The organism is Chitinophaga sp. 9-1-y, from assembly GCF_059511905.2.
Map to the genome: position 1 here is coordinate 4,517,458 of NZ_CM197955.1, position 20,953 is coordinate 4,538,410.

Sequence of the window (20,953 nt, forward strand, 5' to 3'; positions counted from 1 at the left end):
TTAATCAATTAAAATGTAAGATTCAGACCAACGAGGAAAGTGCGGGACAAAGGATAAGCATCCCATAAGTTGTCCATACCTCTGTTTAACACATTGCTATTGTCACCGCCCAAATCCGGGTTATAACCTTTGTATTTGGTGATGGTGAACAGGTTTTCGCCGGAAGCAAATACTCTCACTTTTTCAATACCCCATTTGGAGGTCAGTGATTTTGGCATGCTGTAGCCTAATTCCAGACGTTTGAAGCGCAGGTAAGAACCATTTTCCAGCCATCTGTCGGAATTAGCCATGTTATTATTGTTAGGATCATCCAGTGCAAAACGAGGGAAGTTGGAATGATTTTGCGGTGTCCAGGCATTCAATACATCCGTAGAGAAGTTGGTTACTTCATTCATTTTATCCATCCAGATTCTTCTGCCGTTGTAGATCTTGTTGCCAGTTACAGCTTCCAGGAACAGGCCCATGTCGAAGCTCTTCCAGGAGAGATTAGCTGATAAGCCCATGTTGAATTTAGGGAAAGGACTGCCCATGAATTGTTCATCCTGGCTATCGATGATACCATCGTTGTTAGCATCTACATAACGCACATCACCGGGTTGAGCATTCGGCTGAATGAGTTTACCATTTTTGCTGTGTGCCTGTACTTCTTCTTTAGAGTTGAAGATACCGTCTGTTTTCACTAAGAAGAAGGCACCAATCGGGTAACCTACTTTAGCCCTGGAGATACCACCAAACTCTTGTCTGCCGGAACCCACGGAGATACCCATCATTTCATTGGCAGTGTGTCCGAGGCTGAATCCGAAGCGATAATTTAAATCTCCTTTTCTATCTGTATACTCAAGAGACACCTCGTATCCTTTATTCTGGATGATACCGGCATTCAGGGTAGGCGAACCTGTTTTACCCACAGAAAGCGGGAAAGGTACGTTTAACAATACACCGGTGGTTTTTTTGCTGAATACGTCAAAGATCACAAAGAACTTATTATCCAGGAAGCCCGCATCCATACCTACGTTGGTGATTTTGGTTTCTTCCCAGGACAGATCTCTTGGAGAGGCGTAACCGCTGGCAGTAGCACCTGGCCATAACTGACCACCCTGTACGTAGTTGAGGCCGCTGATGATAGTGCTTTGTGTTAAATAATCCCCAATTTCCTGGTTACCCAGCTTACCCCAGCTACCACGGAACTTCAGGGTATTTACGATGTGGCTGATACCGGAGAAGAAGTGTTCATTATGAACATTCCAACCTGCGGAGAAGGATGGGAAAGAACCATACTGGTAGTCATTGGCAAAACGGGAAGAACCATCGCGTCTTACGGAAGCAGAGAACAGGTAACGGGAGTCATAAGAATACATCACTCTCGCAAATTTTGAAACGATGCTGCTAGTGGTAGCACTACCATCATTTTTCTGAGAACCGGCATCACCTGTAGATAATACAGAGGTTCCCACCAGCAGGTTATCGCGGGAAGCAGAGAAGCCGGAGCTGGTATTCTTCTGAGCGGTATAACCCAATAATGCGTTGATGCTGTGTTTACCCAGTTTTTTATCGTAGTTGAGGGTATTTTCTACCAGCCAGCTATTCGCTGTTCTGTAGCTCTGTGATAAGTCAGGTAAGGTGTTGGCAGAATTACCATCATCGAATGCGCCGGTGAAGGTGCGGTTGGTACCTTGTAATTCCGTCAAACCTACGTTTAATTTATATTTCAGTCCGTCTATCAGTTTTACTTCTGCAAAAGCGTTTGCCAGCAGGGAAGTTTCTCTGTCGGTGTTGTCGATATTATCGAGGCGGGCCACCGGGTTAGACAGGTTTTTCATGAATGTTGGTCTTCTGCCGTATCCACCCAACAGGTTGGAGGCATCGTATACCGGAACAGTGGAAGGCATCATGAGGGCGCTACCGATGAGGGCATGCACCGCATCACCACCACCGGGGTTCATGCGGTTAGATCCTCTCTTCACCATTACGGTTTCGCCTATACGTATTCTACCTTTATCATATTCGGATTTGATTCTGAAGTTAGCGGCGTTGTAGCTGGTATTTTTGATGGTACCATCTTCTTTGAGGTAGCCACCAGATAAGTTATAGGTAAAATGTTGGGATCCGCCGCTGAAGTTTACGTTAGTACGGGTGAGCAGAGCGCTTCTGAAAATGGCATCCTGCCAGTTGGAATTAGCGGTTGTTTTTGGATCGTATGCCGGAATGCCAGAGATATTGGCACTCATCAGTTTTGTCCATTGTTCGCTATTGAGTACGCTCAGTTTTTTCTGTACGTTTTGTACACCGAACCAGGTATCTACTTCCAGTTTAGGCATAGATTCTTTGCGGCCGCCTTTGGTGGTTACAATAACTACGCCGTTGGCAGCACGTGCACCGTAGATGCTGGCTGTAGCCGCATCTTTCAGCACTTCAATAGATTCTACATCATTAGGGCTTACACCATCGATGTTGCTTACAAAAACTCCATCTACGATGAACAGCGGTGTATTGTTACCCAGGGTGCTCATACCACGGATGGTGATTTTCATGCCCGCGCCGGGTGCACCATTGGAAGATTCGATGGCTACGCCAGGTACACGGCCCTGGATAGCGGCACTGATATTTTTAGATACGTTTGCACTGATAGCCCCCACTCTTACAGAAGATACCGCACCGGTAACATCTTTTCTTTTCTGGGTACCATATCCTACTACTACCAGTTCCTCTGTTTGCACTGCTTTAGGTTTCAGGGCAATGTCGAGTGCGCCGGCCTGGGATACTGTTCTTTCAATGGTTTCATAACCTACGAAAGAGATCACCAGTATACCGCCGTTGTCGGGTAATTGCAGGGTATAGCTACCTTTTGCATCTGAACTGGCGCCTTTGGTGGTGCCTTTCAGTTTGATGGAAGCACCGATGAGCGGCTCCCCGGTATTGGCATCTGTAATTTTACCAAATACAGAAATATTAGCTACCGGTTTGGGGGCTTCATCCACCTGGTCGGTTGGCTTTGCGGAAAGAATAATAGTATTGTCTACAATGCTGTAATTGAGTTTTTTATTTACTAAACACTTACTCAGTACGTACTCCAGGTCGGCCTGTACGACTGCTACAGATACTTTGTCTGCCTGTTCCAGCATTTCGGTATTGTAGAAAAAGGCATACCCGGTTTGCTTCCGGATTTCCCTGAAAACCTTCGACAATGCCACGTTGTGCATGTTAAGGGTTAGTTTTTGCGAGTACCCGGTTGCACTTACCTGCATTGCCAGTACAAATAGCAAAAAAGCAGCTAGTTTCATAACTTTCAGCATTTGGGCCCATACCCTGGTCGTAGGGTATTTGCCAGCATGTCTAAATAGCATAGATTTGTTAAGTTTTTGGTGAGCGTTAAGCTGTTTAGGTCAAATAAGCGCATAACATGCCTGCCAGACATTTTAGCCGGGGACGTTGCCGCGTTCCCGGTTTTTTTTGTCCGAAACATTATTATACGAAGATCCTGGTTGTTACATCCTTATAATTGGTGTGTTTATTTTACTTCAACGATGATTTCTTTTCCTGCTATTGTGTATTGTATCCCGGCTGTTTTTAAAATGTGTAACGCCTGGGATAACGTGGATTGCTTGCGGATAGAACCGGTATAGTGCTTATCCGGTACTGGTCCGTTAAATTTTACTTTGACATCGTACCAGCGTGCCAGCTGTCTCATAACTGTGGTGATATCATCGTCATCAAACTCGAACATACCTGATTTCCAGGCAATAATTTTATCAACGTCAGCTTCGCCTACTGTCAACTGCTGGCTGCCTTTGGGCAGCATTGCCTGTTGAGAAGGGGCCAGCACTACGCTGTTACCGGAGGGGGTGGCTACTTTAATTTTTCCTGTTACCAGGGTGGTGTTGATGGCCTGTTCATCGTCGTAGGCCATGATATTGAAAGCGGTGCCCAGTACGGCTACTTTCGGTCCATTGTTCACTTGTACCTGGAAGGGTTGTGCGGCATTTTCGGCTACTTCAAAATAGGCCTCTCCGCTGAGATATACGGTCCTGTCTTTTTCTACAAACTTTGTGGGGAACCGCAGGGAGGAAGCGGCATTCAACCATACTTTGGTGCCATCTGGCAATACCAGCTGGAACTCTCCTCCTCTTGGGGTAGACAAGGTATTGAACACTACCTGGCTGCCGGTGTTGCCGGCATCATGATAAACGAGCTTACCATTATCTTTATTAATACGGGTACCATCCATTTCTTTCAGGCCATTGCCCTGGATAGTATCGAGCGCTACTTCTGTACCATCTCCCAGTTGCAGGCGGGCTTTGGGAGCACCCGGCGCTACATCCTGCTGGGCCAGTACAGGCGTTACGGCAGATGGCGTATGCTGGTAGCCAAACTGGTACCAGAGGGCGCCGCCGCCAATTAACAGCACGGCTGCAGCTGCTGCCCGCCAGCGATAAAGCTGGCGTACTTTATTTTTCGTTGTATTAGATTGATCAATATGTTCCTGCAACAAGGTTTTGAACTTGCCCACTTCCACGTCTAACCGGCCCTGCTGACCGTTGATCACCTCAAATGTATACCTGGCCCGGTCAAATGCAGTGCGTTTGTCCGGGTTGTCGGCGATCCATTTCTCCCAGTATTGTATGTGCTGTTCATTTGTGCCCATACAATAACCCAGGAAAGAATCGTCTAACAGGAAATCTTCAGCGACGTTAAAATTTTGGTCCATTGTTACTGTTGATACTAAGTAGTGTAAGAAAACAGGAATTATTCCCAAGAAAAAGGAAACTTTTTTTAAAAAAAGTTTTTTACCGCCATAACCACATCAAAATCAACACTATCAATTCTACGGATAAACTTTTAAGGGCGCTGCCCAGTGTATTGTAAGCGGTTTTGGTAGTAATCCCTACCCGCTTCCCTACTTCTTCCATGCTCAGGCCATCGAAATACCGGAGTTGTATTAATTCTTTTTGCCGGGGAGTCAGCGTGGCCAGTGCGCGTTTTACTTTCTGTTTTACCTCTTCTGATGTTTGCATCGCTACAATACATTCTTCATACGAAAGCTCATGGGGACTGGTGGTGTCCGCATAGGCGTCTGCGGCTTCACTGGATTTTTTTGACTGGCGGATGCCGGCAAAGATTTTCCGGCGCAGATATGTAAACAAATAAGACTTTACATTATTCACCTCCGACAGCTTGTGACGCTGGTCCCATATTTCGAGGAACATGTCGTTAATGGCATCTTTCGTGATCTCAATATCTCCACAACTACGGATTCCATAGCTAACAAGATTAAAATACAGGTGTTCGTATAGCGCTACCAGGGCAGTTTGTTCATTGCCCCGGATCTGGTTCCATAAACCAATGTGTACACCCGCCTCATTTGCCGGGGAAGCTGCAGATTGCTCTTGAAATGGTGTTGGTTGCTCACTGTTCATCTGACTTGCGCTATTTCATAAAAGTGGAATGGGAGGTGGCATTCGCTACCGCTGCCAATAAGCAACCATAGGGAATGCCGCGACTATCAGCTTACTGCTATCTTTATCACTACTTTTTTAACCGGCATCGGTGTACTTACCTTGATATTAGGCATGTGCAGATCGGTCGGGAAAAAGATCGCAAACATCCCTTTCTCCAACCGGGAAAAAAACACCGGGTTTTCGGCAAACAGCTGGTAATCGGCCGTTTCATCATACGCTTTTGAGGGTACCTGGTCTTGCAGGAAATCATGCCCAATCAGTTCCGAACCGGATACGATATATTGTACATCGATGTATTTCTTGTGCGATTCCATCTGTTCTGTGGAAGCATCTACGGTATCATATTCATTGACAATAGCAAAGATGTTGGTGCCGTCAATCTCATATTTACCTTTTTCCAACAAGGTCAGATCGGTTTGCGCCAGGTATTCAAAGGCCTTTATAAATTTAACGCCCAGGCGGTAATAAAGATGGGCGTTCTGCAGTGTGTCCAGTATCATGCGTAGTAAAAAATGTATTAATCAATTGGCAAGATACTTTTTTTTCCTTTTACCCAACCTTTTGCTATTAAACCCCCGTTTACTTTATTAAATAACCCGACATCCTGTGAAACATATGCCACTATTTAATTGGATTCTTCCTGTTAGCCGTTATTGCGTTCGCCGGAGTTGAAAGTACCGCCGGAAATATATCATGATACATCCCGCAAAGCTGCTGCCCCGGCGTAAATAATCAGTTGCGTAACAGGTACGGCTGTATAGCTTTTTCCCATATGGCATATCCTTGTTTGTTCATATGCAACATATCCTCCAGGAACAATTCCTTGCGGGGAAGCCCTTTTTTGTCCAGCATTTTTGAATAGATATCTACAAACACTGTATTTTTCTTATTGGCCAGGAATTGTTTGATCAGGGCATTGGCTTGCCTTGCTTTTTCGAAATAGGCAGCCCTGGAGGGACTGGGTTTTATAGAGATGTAAATAAGCGGGATATCCGGTAACTCCGTCCTGATCCGGGTATACAACCCATTAAACCGTTGCAGCAGCGTATCTGCGTTTGCGTTAGCTGCCGGCAGGTCATTTTCACCTACATATATTACAATTTGTCTTGGTGAATACGGGAAAATGATACTATTGGCGTAGAAGGTGACATCATTGGTTTCCGCTCCACCAAAACCCCTGTTCAGTACTACATACTGGCTGAAATTCCGCTCCAGGTCGTCCCATTTCCGGATAGAAGAGCTGCCGATAAACAAAATGGGATGTGGCGGCGGCGCGTAAATATTATCGTACTGCCGGATGGTATGAATATCGTTGGCAAACCGTGCCGGCGACTGTGCAATTAAATAACCGCCGACATGCAATATCATGCATGCTAAGAGCAACAAAGATTTTTTCATAACAATTTAATGATTGCGGAACCGTTAAATTAGTCGAAAAAAAACTAATTTAAAACAGACTATACGATGAATACCCATCCTGTGAATCTCGCCGTTCGTTTTCTGCTCGAAATTATTATGCTGATTGTATTAGGTTGCTGGGGCTGGCACCTGGGTACCGATTGGTTACGCTATTTGCTGGCGGCAGGTTTTCCGTTCATCGCTGCCATTCTCTGGGGCCAATTCCGTATCCAGAATGATCCTAAACCGGCACCCATTGCTATTCCAGGGCCGTTGAGACTGCTGCTTGAATGGGTATTATTCGGACTGGCGGTATATGGATTGCACGTGCTGGGACATCCGCAACTCAGTATATGGATGGCTATCATTGTGATCATCCACTACGCCGTATCTTACGACAGAACCTGGGTGATGCTGCAAAACAAGCCCTACAACGGATTTGCAGGTAAAACTTTTATGGGACAAAAACCTTAGAAATACCACACCATTTCCGGCGCAATACCCACATTTACGGTGCTCCCCTTTTTCAAACCGGTATCCGTGGTTTTGATAGTGAGTAACTCCGCCCCTATCGCCACGGTTGCTTCGAGATAGCTGCCGTAAAAACTGACGTCCTGGATTTTACCACTCACGGCATCTTTCTTTGTCCGCACCAGTTTAAGATCTTCCGGGCGTACAAAGATGTTTTTGCCATTGAGTGTGATACCGGGTAATCCTTCCAGTATAGTGGCTTTTGCGGGGGAGAGCAGGTTATATTTACCAAATAATCCTGCTACATATTCGTTCACCGGCTGGTTATAAATTTGTTGTGGAGATCCCTGTTGTACAATTTCTCCATCTTTCATCACAATCACTTCATCTGCCCAGGGGAGAATATCCTGCGGGTCGTGTGAGATTAGCATACAGGTGATGCCCAGTCGTTCACCGATATCACTGATCACCTGTTTGAGGATACTTTTGTGAATCATATCCAGGTTAGAATAGGGTTCATCCAGCAAAAACAGCCTGGGAGAGGATATCAGCAATCTTGCCATGGCGATACGCTGTTTTTCTCCGCCGGATAACTGGTCTGTTTTTCTTTTCAGCAGGTGGTCAATTCTGCAGATCTCATAGATTTCTGCGGCTTCCTCGTCGGTGAGTTTATTAGCATAAGAGAGAATTTCCTCTACGCGATAATTATTTCTCAGTTCAAAATGCTGCGACAAATAAGCGGTGCCGGGATGCCCTGGTATCAATACTTCCAGCGCGCCCTTTACCTTTTTTCCTTCAAACATCACCGTGCCGGAATCGGCCTGTCCCATTCCTCCCACAATTTTCATCAGTGAGCTTTTACCGGAACCGGTTTCGCCCGCGATCACAATTTTCTGAAATTGCTGTTGTGTAAAGCTGACATCCTTTAGAATATAAGCGCCGTGCTGTTGTTTGCTGATATTGGAAACCTCGAGAAAATTCATGCGCGCAAGTTAAGTTTTTCCGGGCGCGATTTCAGCGATTTTAGCGATTTTTTGTCTTTGAGCAGGATTAAACTGATTATACTGATTACATTTTAAAGATTTTTAAAAGATGATAATAGATGGAAAGCCAATAGAGGCAAGATCCTAAAATCGGTTAATCAAAATAAAAAATCAGTATAATCAGTTTAATCCTGCTCAAAGACAATAAATCGCCAAAGTCATATGGTCCTAGTCGTTCCAGGCCTTACGCAGGAAGCGTAGCCAGTTGCCATGCATCACATTTTCAATATCGGCCTGACTATAGCCTCTTTTAGCCAGCAGGTCGGGCAGTTTTTGCATATCCGCAATAGTTTCCAGGTCGTAAGGGCATTGTTCTTTTCCGAAAGCTCCGTCCAGGTCTGTGCCGATGCCCACATGCAGGGCATTACCGGCGATCTGGCAAATATGATCCATGTGATCAATCATTTTTTCCAGGTTGCAGCCAGTTGCTTCGGGCGTGGATTTTCCACGTACCCAGCCTGGTACCATCATCCAGGCATCGAGTGCTCCACCGATTACTGCGCCTTTCTGGATGAGCGCTTTGATCATGTCGTCACTGAACTGACGATTATGATTCACCAGCGCACGGCAGTTGTTATGGCTGGCCCAAACGGCGCCATTGAACAGTTCCATGGCATCCCAGAAAGCGTCATCGCAGAGATGAGTGGCATCGAGGATCATGTTCAGCTTCTCCATTTCTTTGATCAGCTGTTTACCCTGTTCGTTCAGGTGACCAGTAGCATCGGTGCCATTCGCATATCGTCCGGGGCCATAGTGGGCAGGGCCGATAGCACGCAATCCTTTATTATAGGCGCGTTCCAGGTATTTCAGGTCGATGATAGAGTCGGCGCCCTCCAGGCTAAGGATGTAGCCGATCGGTTTATGATCGTTGGGGGTACCGTTGTTCCACAGCAGCAGGTGTTGTTCCAACCCTTTGCGGTCTTTGATCATGATCATCTCTCCCTCGTCTTCCATGGCTTTGTACCAGGCCAGCTGTCCCTGGGTCTGGGCCCAGGCTTGTTCCGGTGAATGCCAGCCTGGCAGCGGATTTTCCGGCGCTACATAACGGCCAATTTGTGTGGCTACTACCAATCCAATATTTCCTTTTCTCAGTTCAGGGAATGCTACTACGCCTTTTGCGCGATCCGGTTTATCGGTTAACCCAGCTTCCCTTGCGCGAATAGCGGTAACCGATTGTTTCAGGTCTCTGTTCCATTCGAGCGCATTCATGCTAAGATCCAGGTGTGCATCTATCGTAAACATAGTTATTTCATTAATTAGCGTACAATTCTTCCGGACATACCGTTTTTCATCAGTTCTTCTATTTCGGCGCGGCTCACAATGGCCCAGTCGCCGGGAATGCTTTGTTTGATGGTACCGCAGGCGGTGGCAAAATCGACGACCTGTTGCGGCGTATAACCATTCATCAGGCCATACAGCATACCGGCGGTAAAAGCATCTCCGGTACCAATCTGGTCGGTGATATCCGTCAGCGGAAACCCGCTGGCATAATAAAACTGTCCTTCATGGGCCAGTGCACCGGTGTACCAGAGTTGCTGGTCTTTCTGCCGGCGGAAACTCATGCCCAGTGTTTTAAGACGGGGCATCTTCGGTAGCAAAGCAGCATAGCATTGTTCAAAGCGTTGCTCCAATGGCAATGCCGCATCGGTATCAATGTCAAAGTATACTTTCACTGCATCCAGGTCGGCCACCGTTACTTCGCTATGCTGTAGTAAACCTGGCATAACGGCGGAGGGATGCTGTCCATACTTCCACAGTTTGGAACGATAATTAAAATCCGAAGAGATGGTAATTCCAGCCGCCAGTGCCGCTTCCAGGGCTTCCCTGCAAACAGCTGCCGCGCTTTCTGATACTGCTGCTGCTACGCCGGACCAGTGGAAACAATGACTATGCGCAAATATATCCTTCCAGTTGAGTTGCCCGGTTTCCAGGGCGGCATACGACGTACCTGTTCTGTCGTAAATGACGCGGGTAGGCCGAATGTTGTTACCGGGTTCTGTAAAATACAGGCCCAGCTTATCGCCACCGAATAATACCTGGTCAGTGTTGACGCCATGACTTTTCAACTGTTGGATGCCTGCCCACGCGAGGTCGTTGTCCGGCATGCGGCTCACATAATCGGCCTGCATTCCCAACCTCGCCAGCAGTACACATACATTGGCTTCTGCCCCTGCATAATAGGCGGTATATCCGTCTGTTTGTTGAAATCGTTTGCCGCCACTACTATGCAGCCGCAGCAAAAATTCCCCGAAGGCGGTTACCCGAAGCCCTTTGTTACCATCCGGTTTCTGCATTATTTAATTATTTTGTTACCTGGATATCTCTGAACTATTTTTCAAAGTACTCTTTTCTGAAACAAACTCCGCTAAATATCCAAATATACAAATCAACCGCTGTCTAGTATAATTCAAACAGTGCTTCTATTTCCACCGGGATGTTGTCTGGTAATGAACCAAAACCTACTGCACTTCTCACACCGATGCCGTTTTCTTCTCCCCATACTGCTGCAAACAATTCACTGCAACCGTTGATAATATATGGGTGACGTTCAAAGTCAGGTGTACAGTTCACCATACCCAATACTTTGATTACCCGCTTTACTTTATCCAGGCTGCCTACATGCGTTTTTATGGTTGAGAGCATGGTTAAACCAACTTGCCGCGCGGCGAGTTTACCTTGTTCTATATCCAGCGCATCTCCTATACGGCCTATGATCAGTGATTTATCATTCTGCACCGGACCATGACCAGAGAGATACAGGTATTTACCATCTATCAGAAATGGTTTATACACACCTAACGGCGTGGGCGCTGGAGGTAACGACAGGCCCAGGGCCGCTAATTTCTCTTCCGCATGATTGTTTTCCATAGTTGCTGTTTTAGTTTTCTAAAAAATATGATTTGATGATATTGTTTTTTTTAAGTTTTGGAAGATAAGTACCTATACGAACTTATCTAATACCAGTACCCCGGCAAGGCCTACCGTGCCTACAATGGTTTCCATGACCGACCAGGATAACAAAGTATGCTTAATGCTCAGGTTAAAATACTCCTTGAACAACCAAAATCCGGCGTCATTCACGTGCGAAAACATCAGGCTACCCGCTCCTATTGATAACACCATCAGGTTGGGGTTAACATGTCCCTGCAACATCAGTGGGGCTATCATGCTGGCCGCAGTAAGGCCGGCAATAGTGGCCGAACCTACGCAAGCCCTGATAATAGCGGCGGTTAACCAACCTAATATCAACACCGGAATATGCCAGGACTGCATGGCATTCGCTATCTGCAAACTCACGCCGCTATCCGCCAGCACCTGTTTTAATGCACCGGCTCCTGCAATGATTAAGATGATCATGGTAATATCCCGGATCGCATCTGCATAGATACTCATAATTTTTTTTACGGGCCTTTGCTGGCAAATGCCCAGTGTAAAAGTGCCTACCAGCAAGGCAAACAACATCACTGTGGGTGCATCTCCTGCAAACAATATCCAACGATGGGCCACGGAATTTTCCTGGTTAAAAAAATGAGCTAACAGCGTTGTGAAAATCAATAGTAATACCGGCAACAACGCTGTGATAAAACTATTCATTTTTCCCGGTAAAGGAGCATCGTTTACTTCTTGCTGCTGAAACAAGCCAGATGGCTCCGAGGGTATCTGTTTCAAATACCTGGAAAAAAGTGGCCCGGCCAATAGCAGGGCAGGAATAGCCACTACCAGCCCATACAATAATGTAAGCCCCATATTGGCATTAAACTGCGCCACCAATGCAGTAGGTGATGGATGCGGTGGCAGAAACCCATGCGTAATCGATAGTGCCGCCAGGGCGGGTAATCCTATATATACTGCCGGCAATTTATATTGGTATACCACCGAGAAAATGAGTGGCACCATCAGCACAAAACCAACTGTATAAAACAAGGGAATCCCGATAATAAATCCAGCCACCATTAATGCCCACTGCAAATACTTTTCTCCGAAAAGCTGCATCAGCGTGTTGGCAATCTGGCGGGCGGCGCCACTCTCCGCCACCAGCTTGCCCAGCATGGCTCCCAGTACAATAACACTCAGCAACCCTCCTATGGTGTCGCCTATTCCTTTTTGCAGAGAAGCGGAAACTTTTTCAGGTGGTATTCCCAACAGTAACGCTGCCAACACAGATACCAGGAGAAAAGCAATAAAGGGATTCAGTTTGCACCAGGTGAGCAAAACAACGAATACCAGCATGCATAATATTACTATCAGAAAAGACATAGAAGTAGCAGTTAACTTTTAGATGTTAGCCGTTAGCTTCCAGTTATAGGCTCTCAGCCGCAGGCTAAAAGCTAACTGCTAACAGCTAAAAGCTTAATCAATAATAATTTCATCTACCAGCAGCTGGCTGTTGCCGCCGGCACCGTATTCGCCTTCCGGTATCACGCCTTTGTTATGGGCCAGGACTTTTACATACCGGGCTTTCACCGGTTTTACCTTCAGGCGTATGGCATTGATCCCGTTTACCGGGAAATCAGTAGCGGTAGCCAGTGGTGTAAAATGGATACCATCTGCAGAAATCGAAAATTCCAACGCAGTAGGCGGCCACATTTTCTGCCAATGATAATTCAGGCAATTGGCGCCTACCTGCTGAATAGATTGTTCACTGCCCAAATCAATCACCGCTTCCAGATCCCGTTTGCTAAAACCCAGCCACTGCTGATCGTTATAGCGGTTAGATCCTGCCATACCATTTACCAGCAGGCTGGCATCACCGGTATATTTGGTGTTAGGCGCCTGTGTTAAAGTAACGCTGGCTCCAGTAGCTTTATTAATAGTAAATGCCTGATGAAATAGTCGTTGTGTACGTTGTTGCTGTTGATACAACACCGCTTTGAGGGTACTGCTTTTCGTAAGCCGTACCGGGCGTTTATAAACCGGGCTATGCATGCCTGGCATGCTGCCATCGGTAGTGTATCGAATAGTAGCTGTTGTATCCGTGCTGTACAGCCTGATGAATAACTGCCCTTTCGCGAGGCTATCTATACTATAATTGATTTCTTCAAAATTATTGGCGGCTTTGATATGTTGTGCATGCAACAAGGGCTGCTGTGCTTTCAGCCGGGTGCAGAAACTGGTGTAATCCCTTACCCCCTGCGGTGACCAGGCTCTTTCTGCTACGGCCAGCATACGTGGATAGATCATGTACTGTGCCTGTTGTTCTGTATCGAGGTATTCACTCCATACCTCTCCCTGCATACCGGAAATATAAGGCAGCAATGTGGTGTCTCCTGCCGCCTGTACAGGATCGTAGTGATATACTTCTTCCAGTGGTGTATATCCGCCGGCAGCTACTTTTTCTTCGGGATACAAGGACTGGTAATGATCGAAATACAGTTCATCTTCCGGGGTCATGATCACATGATGTTGTTGCCGGGCGGCGGCAATTGCGCCTTCTACCCCCCGCCAGCTCATCACGGTAGCACCCGGTGCCAGACCGCCTTCCAGGATTTCATCCCAGCCAATTATTTTGCGTCCTTTGCTGTTAACGTACCGGCTGATTCTCCGGATAAAGTAACTCTGTAAGGCATGTTCATCCGGCAGGTGTTCCTGCTTCATACGCAACTGGCAGGCAGGGCACTGCGCCCATCTTACTTTCGGGCATTCATCACCACCGATATGGATATACGTAGAAGGAAACAAGGCTATTACCTCATCCAGTACATCCTGCAGAAACGTGAAGGTGCTGTCGTTCCCTGCGCAGAACACATCATCAAATATTCCCCAGAATTGTGCAGTTTTATACGGTCCTTTCGTGCAACCCAGTTCAGGATAGGCGTTGAGGGCGGCCAATGCGTGACCAGGCATTTCAATTTCCGGGATCACGGCAATATGTCTGGCGGCAGCATAGGCAATCACTGCTTTCACTTCTTCCGTAGTATAATATCCGCCATATTTTTGTCCATCAAATACATGCGGTAATTCTTTCTTGTGCCCGATCAGCGTTTGTTCCCGCCAGGCGGCAACGGATTGCAGTTTAGGATATTTCTTTATTTCAATGCGCCAGCCCTGATCGTCTGTCAGGTGCCAGTGAAAGTTGTTGATCTTATACAGTGCCAACTGATCAATAAACTGTTTGATAAAGTCTACCGAAAAGAAATGGCGGCTTACATCCAGGTGCATTCCCCGATAGGCAAAGCGGGGATAATCGTGTATCACCGCTCCCGGTAAGGTCAGCATAACTGTGCTCTTCTGCTGCCATAGTTGTCGCAGAGTGGCAATACCCCGTACGATGCCGGTAGCATTGTACGCAGTGATGGTCACCTGTTCTTTGGTGATATGCAGCAGGTATTCTTCGGGTTGTTTTACGAGGATGGTATCTGTATGCAATACAATACGGTTACTACCGGGTGATGCGGTCAGCAATAATTTTTTCCCGGTTTGCTGCTGAATGTATTCCTGCAACAGGGTGGCAGCGCTTTCATTTCCGGGATCTGCCAGCAACCGGGTGTTAGGCGTCAGCAGAAAACTATCTGTGTTATAGGTAGCACTCACTGGCAAAGGAATCAAGGCTGCCTTTGCGGCAGCCTTATTTTCCTGTGACATAGTTGTGTTACAAACCCCTACTAATATTGATATGAGCAATATTCTTTTCATAGCTATTTATCCCACCAAATCCTGGTTGTTAATAAATCCGGGCCTTGTCTGTTTACTGCTTCGCGATAGTGTGCACCATTAATGCCCTGTTCTGCAATAGCGTAAGGCAAACGGCGGGGAATAGTGCCTCCGGTAGCGTTGCCTACATAGTTTACTGGCACCAGTGTTGGATAGCCGGTACGTCTCCAGTTAGCATAGGCTTCCTGTTCGTCCAGGAATAATGCTGCCCAGAATTGTGTATGGATCTGGTTCATTTGTGCATCAAAAGTGCCCCCGGCATTCAATGCATGTGCTACCACATACTGGTTAATCTTGTCTCCGGCAATTATGCCGGCAGCACCAAACAATGACCAATTCTTCAATGCAGCGCTTACGCCGTCGTTGTAGTATTGCGCCTTATCACCGGATACCCAGCCACGTAAAGCAGCTTCGGCGAGTAATAAATTGGTTTCGGCATTGGTTAATAGCAGCAGTGGTGCCGCGTTATTTAAAACGGTAGCGGGGTTCGGTTCAGAATAGGTAACAAAATCTGCTGTCTTCTTATCGGAGCCGTTTGGCATGCCTTTCTGGATAGCGGCAGCAGTATCCGGTACGTTGTTGTTCCACACTACAGATACCACACCCAAACGTGGATCATTGTTATTCTTCAGGAAGTCGATCCAGGTTTTACTGTATTTACCCCATTCAATGTTATCGGCACCGTGGGAATTAAGGCTATAATCCTGTCCCACGAGTTCAAATGCCACCGGGTTGTTATTATATGTCTGCGGACCATTGCTGTAATGTAGTACGGCACTTTCTTCCCCTTTAAGGATCACACCGCCGGCAAAAGCTTTTTGTACCCAATCTTTCGCTACTACTTTTCCATCAGTTACTTTGGTTGCGCGCATGGCAACTCTTAACATCAGTGAATAGCCAAACTTCTTCCACATTGCTACGTCTCCTTTATACAGCAGATCTGCATCTTTAAAAGAGGAAGCATTGGGATCAGGATTAAATGCTTTGATGGCTTCGTCCAGTTCCTTCAGCATATCTGCATAGATATCTGCCTGTGCATCGTATTTAGGCAGGAATACACTATTTCTTCCCTGTGAAGCTTCTGAATAAGGTACATCTCCATAAAGATCTGTAATACGCTGCATCAGCAATACTTTCCAGATACGGGCAGCCGATAGTTTATTTACATCTGCTGCTCTCGCCGGCGTTTTCAAGGTAGTAATAATCTCCTGCAGCGTAAGGATGGCATTCGTGTAGATGTAACGATAATAAAAACTCTGGTAAAAATCGTTCATCGCGTATTTATCGCCTGCGCCGGAACCACCAATTTCTTTTGCGATAGAAAAGTGTTGGATGTACGTACCACAATGCAGGTAAGAGGTATAAAAATAAGTTCTGTCGTATACCAGGTTACCCTTCAACAAACTCTGGGTAAAGAGGAAGTTGACGTTAGGCGTGGTGGATGCATTTGGATTTGTATTGAGTTCTTCAAATCCTTTGTCGCAGGAGGACAGTCCAAGTACTGTACCCAGGAGAAATATATATTTATATCTGGCCAATCGTTTCATAATAAACTTTTTTAAACGTGAACTACAGTTTTACCATCAGATTTATACCATAGCTTCTGGTACGTGGTACTCCAAACATTTCAAAGCCCTGAGCGTTGGCGTTGCTGAAAGTAGACTCCGGATCAATATTGGGAGAATTTTTATACAGTATAAGCAGGTTTCTGGCTACAAAGGAAACAGAGGCTGCCTGTACTTTTGCGAAAGCGACGGCTTTTGTTGGAATAGTATACGTGAATACTACTTGTCTTAATTTGATAAAGCTGGCATCATACACAAACTTCTCAGAGATATTCTTGAAGTTGTCATAATATTGCTGCAGACCGTTCGTGTAGGTAAATGTTTTGGTGAAAGGTTTATCATCCGTATCAACGCCGGTTACGGTTAATCCTTCTTCTCTGCCTGGCAAGGTCAGTTTATTCAAACCAAAGCGGGTAGCATACAGGTTAGTACCGGAATAGATATGACCACCAAATTTACCATCGATCAGGAAGCTCAGGTTAAATTGTTTGTAACGGAAGCTATTACTGATACCACCGGTCCATGGAGAGATGCCTGTTCCCAGATCTTTCTGTTCTGTTACTTCGTAGCCATTTGCTTTATTGTAGATCGTTTGGCCCTGTGCATTTTTCTTAGCGGCAAAGCCTCTGATGATACTGTAAGGTTTACCTACTTCAGCAAAAAGGAAAGCATAGCTATTAACGGCGGCATCCAGTTGCAGGTTATCGAGGCCTTCATTGAGTTTGAGCACTTCGTTTTTATTGTAGGCAGCATTCACGCTAACATCCCAGGAAAAGTTTTTCTGTTTAACGGGTGTACCGGACAGCATCAGCTCCACTCCTTTATTGCTCATTTCACCTACGTTCAGATAAGCAAAGTTGTAACCGGAGCCAGGAGAGATAGCTGCCTGCATGATATCATCGGTTGTTTTACGGTTGTATACAGTGATGTCGGCAGATAACCGGTTATGCAGAAAGCGGCCTTCGATACCAGCTTCAATAGTAGTGGACGTAAATGGTTTCAGGTCCTGGTTAGGCGCAATCAGCAGACCGGAACCAACACCATTGGTTTGTGTAGGTGTTTGTAAAGGCTGCCCCAAATGCCCACCACCTGGCACCATGCTATAAGTTTGGTTAAGTGCATATGCCAATGGCGCACCACCCCCTACTTTAGCCCAGGAAGATCTCACTTTGGCATAGTCTATCCAGGATGGCATTTTCAGTGCTTCTGACAGCAGGAAACTGGCACCTACAGAAGGATAGAATATATTATTTTTCTTAGGAGACAAAGTAGAGAACCAGTCGTTCCGGCCGGTAGCTGTGATAAACAACATGTCTCTGAAAGACAGATCCAGTGAACCAAACAAGGAATTGGTTGCCTGGCGTTGGTTGATATTCTTGATACTTAAGTTTTTTACATTGGATTGATCATAAAAGCCTGGTTCGAAGAAGCCTTTACCATCAAAAACGATCGCATCAGATTTCGATTTACGTTGATTACCACCTGCCATCGCTGTTAAACCGAAATCTTTACCCAGCTTTGCCTGGTAGTTCAATGTCAGTTCTCCGTTTGTTTCAGAGCTCGCGGTGGAAGATTGCGCATAGAAACCGTCGGACGCATAGGCTGTACCGGTAGGCACAATACCCACATAACCAGCGTTCATGTAGTCATGGTTTACACGGCCACGGATAAACAGGTTTTCGAGGAGGTTATATTTAATGCTGACGTTACCGATAAAGCGGTTACGGTTATCATCATTTTTAAACTTGTTAAGAATAAAGTACGGGTTACCGGCAAAATCAGAAGGATTCCATTTCACTTCATTTCCGTCCTTATCATAGCCGGGATTCATATTCCGGATATCTACGGTATTAGCCAGCATATAGGTACTCCAGTTCAGATTGCCTGGCGCATCCGATACACCACTTCTGTTCTCTGCTTTTTCAATATTATACTGTGCATAAGCTTCAACAGACAGTCTTTTGCTCAAGTTAGAATTTACGCTGGCAGAAAATATTTTCTTATTCAGGTGCTGATTAGGTACCAGTCCATGATTATTCATATCTGACAGGGAGGCACGGAAAGTAGTGTTGTCATTTCCTCCGGCAAAAGAGACGGTGTTCGTAAAAGTGGTACCCGTTCTGTAGAAGTTTTTGATGTTATTCTTTTGTGGAGAATACGGGCGACTTACACCATCGAATTGTATAACATTGCTGCCGTCCATTTTGGGTCCCCAGGAAAGGCGACCAGCGCTGATTGCAGCACTCTGCGTAGTTGGTTTGGCACCATTCACGCCGGAACCATATTCATACTGCCAATCCGGGATAATGGCCGGTGTTTCAGCAGTGAGCGTGGAGTTATAGTCCACGCCTATTCCTTTTTGTTTAACCCCTTTCTTAGTGGTAATGAGGATAACTCCATTAGCGGCACGGGCGCCATACAGCGCGGCAGCAGGGCCACCTTTCAACACCGTAATGCTTTCAATATCATCCGGGTTGATACCACCAATACCATCGCCACGATCGGAGTTCAGACCAATGGCGCCGTTACCACTGGCAGGTACGCTCTGGGTAGTGTTATCAATCGGCATACCGTTAATTACATACAGCGGCTGATTGTCGCCATTCAATGAACCGGTACCACGAATAATAACGCGGCTGGAGCTACCAGGACCGGCGGCGAGGCCGGAGGCATTTACACCGGCAATTTTACCGGTCAATGCATCTGCTACGTTAATTTCACGGGCCTGGGTAAATTCACTGCCTTTCACTTCGGTTACGGCATATGCCAGGGCTTTTTTATCTTTTTTGATACCCAACGCAGTCACCACCAGCTCGCCCAGGGCTTTGGAAGCCTGTTCCAGCTGAATGTTCACCTGTGTTTGTCCAGGCGCTACTTTTACTTCTTTCCTTTCATATCCGATATAACTAACGGCAAGGGAAATGTCGGCAGCATGACTGGCAGGGATGTTTAAAGTAAATTTTCCGTTGGCATCGGTAACGGCGCCTACTCCCTTGGCAGACAACAGGGAAATAGTGGCGCCAATAATTTGTTGTCCATCAGGTCCCTTCACGGTACCGGAAATGGATTTGTTGGCTGGTGTCTGGGCGTAACTCCCAAGACAAAACAAGAGGCTCAGTACAGGAAGCATCAGTTTCGTGAAAGTTGCCAGCTTTATGACATTTTTCATCATTGTGGTTTGGTTGATAGTTCTTCAAATAATGCGGAAATACTGCTCTAAAATAGGTATTTCATTCATTTCTGCAAATTATTTGCAGATAATTATTGCAAATAATGCGCATACAGAACAATGTAAATACATTAAACAATTGATTATTAATAATTTAATAATTTACAACTTTTGCAGAAAAATTATTTATGCTGACAAAAGTGCAAAATCGATACTGAACGCATATTTTTGCGCTAATATTATTTTACCCGGCAGTCCGAATCTTTGCAAATGCTGGGATTTTTAACTATCATCAACCTTCGAATCGTCGCAACGCTATGGATAGTCCGAACACGCAGGAGCAGCTTCCTTTTGCTTCCCTCACTAAAAAAGCGAGGAAGCAGCTAATTATTCAGCAGGTAAATATTCATACCCGCATCACCTATTCAGAACTGGTAGGACTGATCAACGTGTCAGAAGATACCATCCGGAGAGATGTGAATGAACTGGCGGAAGACGGGGAAGTAGTGAAGATTAAAGGAGGCGCCATGTCTATTGCCTATCATTATGGGCATGAATCTCAAACCTATGCGCAGAACAATAAACTGGTCATCGCGGAGAAAACATTACAGCTGCTCCGGGACGATATGATCGTGCTGATTGGCGGTGGTACCACCATCCGGGAATTCATCAAAAAAATTCCGGCAACCCTCCGCGCCACGTTTATTACCGTGAACGTACTCTCCGCCGTAGAGCTACTTGATAAGCCCATGATAAAAACAATTGTCATCGGCGGGCAAATTTCTGCCTATAGCCAAATGACCGTAAGTGGAGAAGTGTTTGAATATCTTTCCAACATCAAAGCAGACCTTTGTATCATTGGTACCAATGCCATTGATCCGGTGAATGGGTTAACCGATGCCGACTGGGAAACAATACAGGTAAAGAAGGCGATGATTAAGGCCACTGATAAAGTAGCCATACTGGCTATTTCAGAGAAACTGAATTCTTCCATGAAGATGAAAATAGCCGATCTGCAAGACATTCACTACCTCATTACTGAACTCCCGGCCGACAGCCCCGAATTGCAGGCCTATAAAGCGAAAAACCTGACGATCCTGTAAACCCGGAAAAAGTCCACCAAAGTTTTCCTGACTAGCCAAAGAACCCAGGTATTCTACAAAGCACCAGGCAGTGTATAAAGCAGAAAGCTGAAAGCAT

15 protein-coding genes are annotated in these 20,953 nt (G+C 46.0%); 2 read left to right on the forward strand and 13 right to left on the reverse strand.

Going from position 1 to position 20,953, the window contains the following annotated elements:
* Window positions 1-8: 8 nt before the first annotated feature.
* The 5 genes from AC5ZC7_RS17740 to AC5ZC7_RS17760 all read right to left on the reverse strand — a co-directional run bounded on the left by AC5ZC7_RS17740 (window position 9) and on the right by AC5ZC7_RS17760 (window position 6,824).
* A complete protein-coding gene (locus tag AC5ZC7_RS17740; RefSeq protein WP_496157572.1) occupies window positions 9-3,281 on the reverse strand; it encodes a SusC/RagA family TonB-linked outer membrane protein in 3,273 nt (1,090 codons plus the stop codon).
* Window positions 3,282-3,508: 227 nt separating this feature from the next.
* Window positions 3,509-4,705 carry a FecR domain-containing protein gene (locus AC5ZC7_RS17745; RefSeq protein ID WP_496157571.1) on the reverse strand — a complete coding sequence of 399 codons (1,197 nt, stop codon included), beginning with the start codon at window positions 4,703-4,705 and terminating at the stop codon, window positions 3,509-3,511.
* A gap of 79 nt (window positions 4,706-4,784) precedes the next feature.
* Window positions 4,785-5,414 carry a sigma-70 family RNA polymerase sigma factor gene (locus AC5ZC7_RS17750; RefSeq protein ID WP_496157570.1) on the reverse strand — a complete coding sequence of 210 codons (630 nt, stop codon included), beginning with the start codon at window positions 5,412-5,414 and terminating at the stop codon, window positions 4,785-4,787.
* 86 nt (window positions 5,415-5,500) lie between these two features.
* Complete coding sequence (locus tag AC5ZC7_RS17755; protein WP_496157569.1) at window positions 5,501-5,956, reverse strand: YhcH/YjgK/YiaL family protein; 456 nt, start codon at window positions 5,954-5,956, stop codon at window positions 5,501-5,503.
* Window positions 5,957-6,188: 232 nt separating this feature from the next.
* Window positions 6,189-6,824, reverse strand: a complete 636-nt coding sequence (locus tag AC5ZC7_RS17760) for a GDSL-type esterase/lipase family protein (RefSeq protein WP_496157568.1) — start codon at window positions 6,822-6,824, stop codon at window positions 6,189-6,191.
* A 96-nt stretch (window positions 6,825-6,920) separates the two neighbouring features.
* Here AC5ZC7_RS17760 and AC5ZC7_RS17765 point away from each other — a divergent pair, with 96 nt between their 5' ends.
* Window positions 6,921-7,328: a DUF2568 domain-containing protein gene (locus AC5ZC7_RS17765; protein ID WP_496157567.1), complete on the forward strand. Its 408-nt coding sequence runs from the start codon at window positions 6,921-6,923 to the stop codon at window positions 7,326-7,328.
* Here AC5ZC7_RS17765 and AC5ZC7_RS17770 read toward each other — a convergent pair.
* The 8 genes from AC5ZC7_RS17770 to AC5ZC7_RS17805 form a co-directional block, all read right to left on the reverse strand.
* Window positions 7,325-8,308, reverse strand: coding sequence for an ATP-binding cassette domain-containing protein (locus AC5ZC7_RS17770; RefSeq protein ID WP_496157566.1), 984 nt, complete (start codon window positions 8,306-8,308; stop codon window positions 7,325-7,327). The two genes, AC5ZC7_RS17765 and AC5ZC7_RS17770, sit on opposite strands and share 4 nt — an antisense overlap.
* A 228-nt stretch (window positions 8,309-8,536) precedes the next feature.
* Window positions 8,537-9,610, reverse strand: coding sequence for a membrane dipeptidase (locus AC5ZC7_RS17775; RefSeq protein ID WP_496157565.1), 1,074 nt, complete (start codon window positions 9,608-9,610; stop codon window positions 8,537-8,539).
* A 14-nt stretch (window positions 9,611-9,624) separates the two neighbouring features.
* Window positions 9,625-10,662 carry a PfkB family carbohydrate kinase gene (locus tag AC5ZC7_RS17780; RefSeq protein ID WP_496157564.1) on the reverse strand — a complete coding sequence of 346 codons (1,038 nt, stop codon included), beginning with the start codon at window positions 10,660-10,662 and terminating at the stop codon, window positions 9,625-9,627.
* Between the two features lie 103 nt (window positions 10,663-10,765).
* Window positions 10,766-11,236 (reverse strand): Atu1372/SO_1960 family protein, encoded by a 471-nt coding sequence (locus tag AC5ZC7_RS17785; RefSeq protein ID WP_496157563.1) that lies wholly within the window; start codon window positions 11,234-11,236, stop codon window positions 10,766-10,768.
* Between the two features lie 72 nt (window positions 11,237-11,308).
* The gene (locus AC5ZC7_RS17790) at window positions 11,309-12,625 is read right to left on the reverse strand and encodes a gluconate:H+ symporter (protein ID WP_496157562.1); all 1,317 of its coding nucleotides are present in this window, start codon (window positions 12,623-12,625) and stop codon (window positions 11,309-11,311) included.
* A gap of 93 nt (window positions 12,626-12,718) precedes the next feature.
* The gene (locus tag AC5ZC7_RS17795; protein ID WP_496157561.1) at window positions 12,719-14,950 is read right to left on the reverse strand and encodes a family 20 glycosylhydrolase; all 2,232 of its coding nucleotides are present in this window, start codon (window positions 14,948-14,950) and stop codon (window positions 12,719-12,721) included.
* A gap of 53 nt (window positions 14,951-15,003) precedes the next feature.
* Window positions 15,004-16,566, reverse strand: coding sequence for a SusD/RagB family nutrient-binding outer membrane lipoprotein (locus AC5ZC7_RS17800; protein ID WP_496157560.1), 1,563 nt, complete (start codon window positions 16,564-16,566; stop codon window positions 15,004-15,006).
* A 22-nt stretch (window positions 16,567-16,588) separates the two neighbouring features.
* Complete coding sequence (locus AC5ZC7_RS17805) at window positions 16,589-19,756, reverse strand: SusC/RagA family TonB-linked outer membrane protein (protein WP_496157559.1); 3,168 nt, start codon at window positions 19,754-19,756, stop codon at window positions 16,589-16,591.
* A 314-nt stretch (window positions 19,757-20,070) separates the two neighbouring features.
* On the opposite strand from AC5ZC7_RS17805, the gene AC5ZC7_RS17810 reads away from it, so the two are divergent.
* Window positions 20,071-20,856, forward strand: coding sequence for a DeoR family transcriptional regulator (locus tag AC5ZC7_RS17810; RefSeq protein WP_496157558.1), 786 nt, complete (start codon window positions 20,071-20,073; stop codon window positions 20,854-20,856).
* Window positions 20,857-20,953 lie beyond the last annotated feature (97 nt).

Excerpts from the sequence above, each read along its gene's own strand:
- AC5ZC7_RS17740 (WP_496157572.1), bottom strand. The coding sequence starts at position 3,281 with ATGAAACTAGCTGCTTTTTTGCTATTTGTACTGGCAATGCAGGTAAGT.
- AC5ZC7_RS17745 (WP_496157571.1), bottom strand. The coding sequence starts at position 4,705 with ATGGACCAAAATTTTAACGTCGCTGAAGATTTCCTGTTAGACGATTCT.
- AC5ZC7_RS17750 (WP_496157570.1), bottom strand. The coding sequence starts at position 5,414 with ATGAACAGTGAGCAACCAACACCATTTCAAGAGCAATCTGCAGCTTCC.
- AC5ZC7_RS17755 (WP_496157569.1), bottom strand. The coding sequence starts at position 5,956 with ATGATACTGGACACACTGCAGAACGCCCATCTTTATTACCGCCTGGGC.
- AC5ZC7_RS17760 (WP_496157568.1), bottom strand. The coding sequence starts at position 6,824 with ATGATATTGCATGTCGGCGGTTATTTAATTGCACAGTCGCCGGCACGG.
- AC5ZC7_RS17765 (WP_496157567.1), top strand. The coding sequence starts at position 6,921 with ATGAATACCCATCCTGTGAATCTCGCCGTTCGTTTTCTGCTCGAAATT.
- AC5ZC7_RS17770 (WP_496157566.1), bottom strand. The coding sequence starts at position 8,308 with ATGAATTTTCTCGAGGTTTCCAATATCAGCAAACAACAGCACGGCGCT.
- AC5ZC7_RS17775 (WP_496157565.1), bottom strand. The coding sequence starts at position 9,610 with ATGTTTACGATAGATGCACACCTGGATCTTAGCATGAATGCGCTCGAA.
- AC5ZC7_RS17780 (WP_496157564.1), bottom strand. The coding sequence starts at position 10,662 with ATGCAGAAACCGGATGGTAACAAAGGGCTTCGGGTAACCGCCTTCGGG.
- AC5ZC7_RS17785 (WP_496157563.1), bottom strand. The coding sequence starts at position 11,236 with ATGGAAAACAATCATGCGGAAGAGAAATTAGCGGCCCTGGGCCTGTCG.
- AC5ZC7_RS17790 (WP_496157562.1), bottom strand. The coding sequence starts at position 12,625 with ATGTCTTTTCTGATAGTAATATTATGCATGCTGGTATTCGTTGTTTTG.
- AC5ZC7_RS17795 (WP_496157561.1), bottom strand. The coding sequence starts at position 14,950 with ATGTCACAGGAAAATAAGGCTGCCGCAAAGGCAGCCTTGATTCCTTTG.
- AC5ZC7_RS17800 (WP_496157560.1), bottom strand. The coding sequence starts at position 16,566 with ATGAAACGATTGGCCAGATATAAATATATATTTCTCCTGGGTACAGTA.
- AC5ZC7_RS17805 (WP_496157559.1), bottom strand. The coding sequence starts at position 19,756 with ATGATGAAAAATGTCATAAAGCTGGCAACTTTCACGAAACTGATGCTT.
- AC5ZC7_RS17810 (WP_496157558.1), top strand. The coding sequence starts at position 20,071 with ATGGATAGTCCGAACACGCAGGAGCAGCTTCCTTTTGCTTCCCTCACT.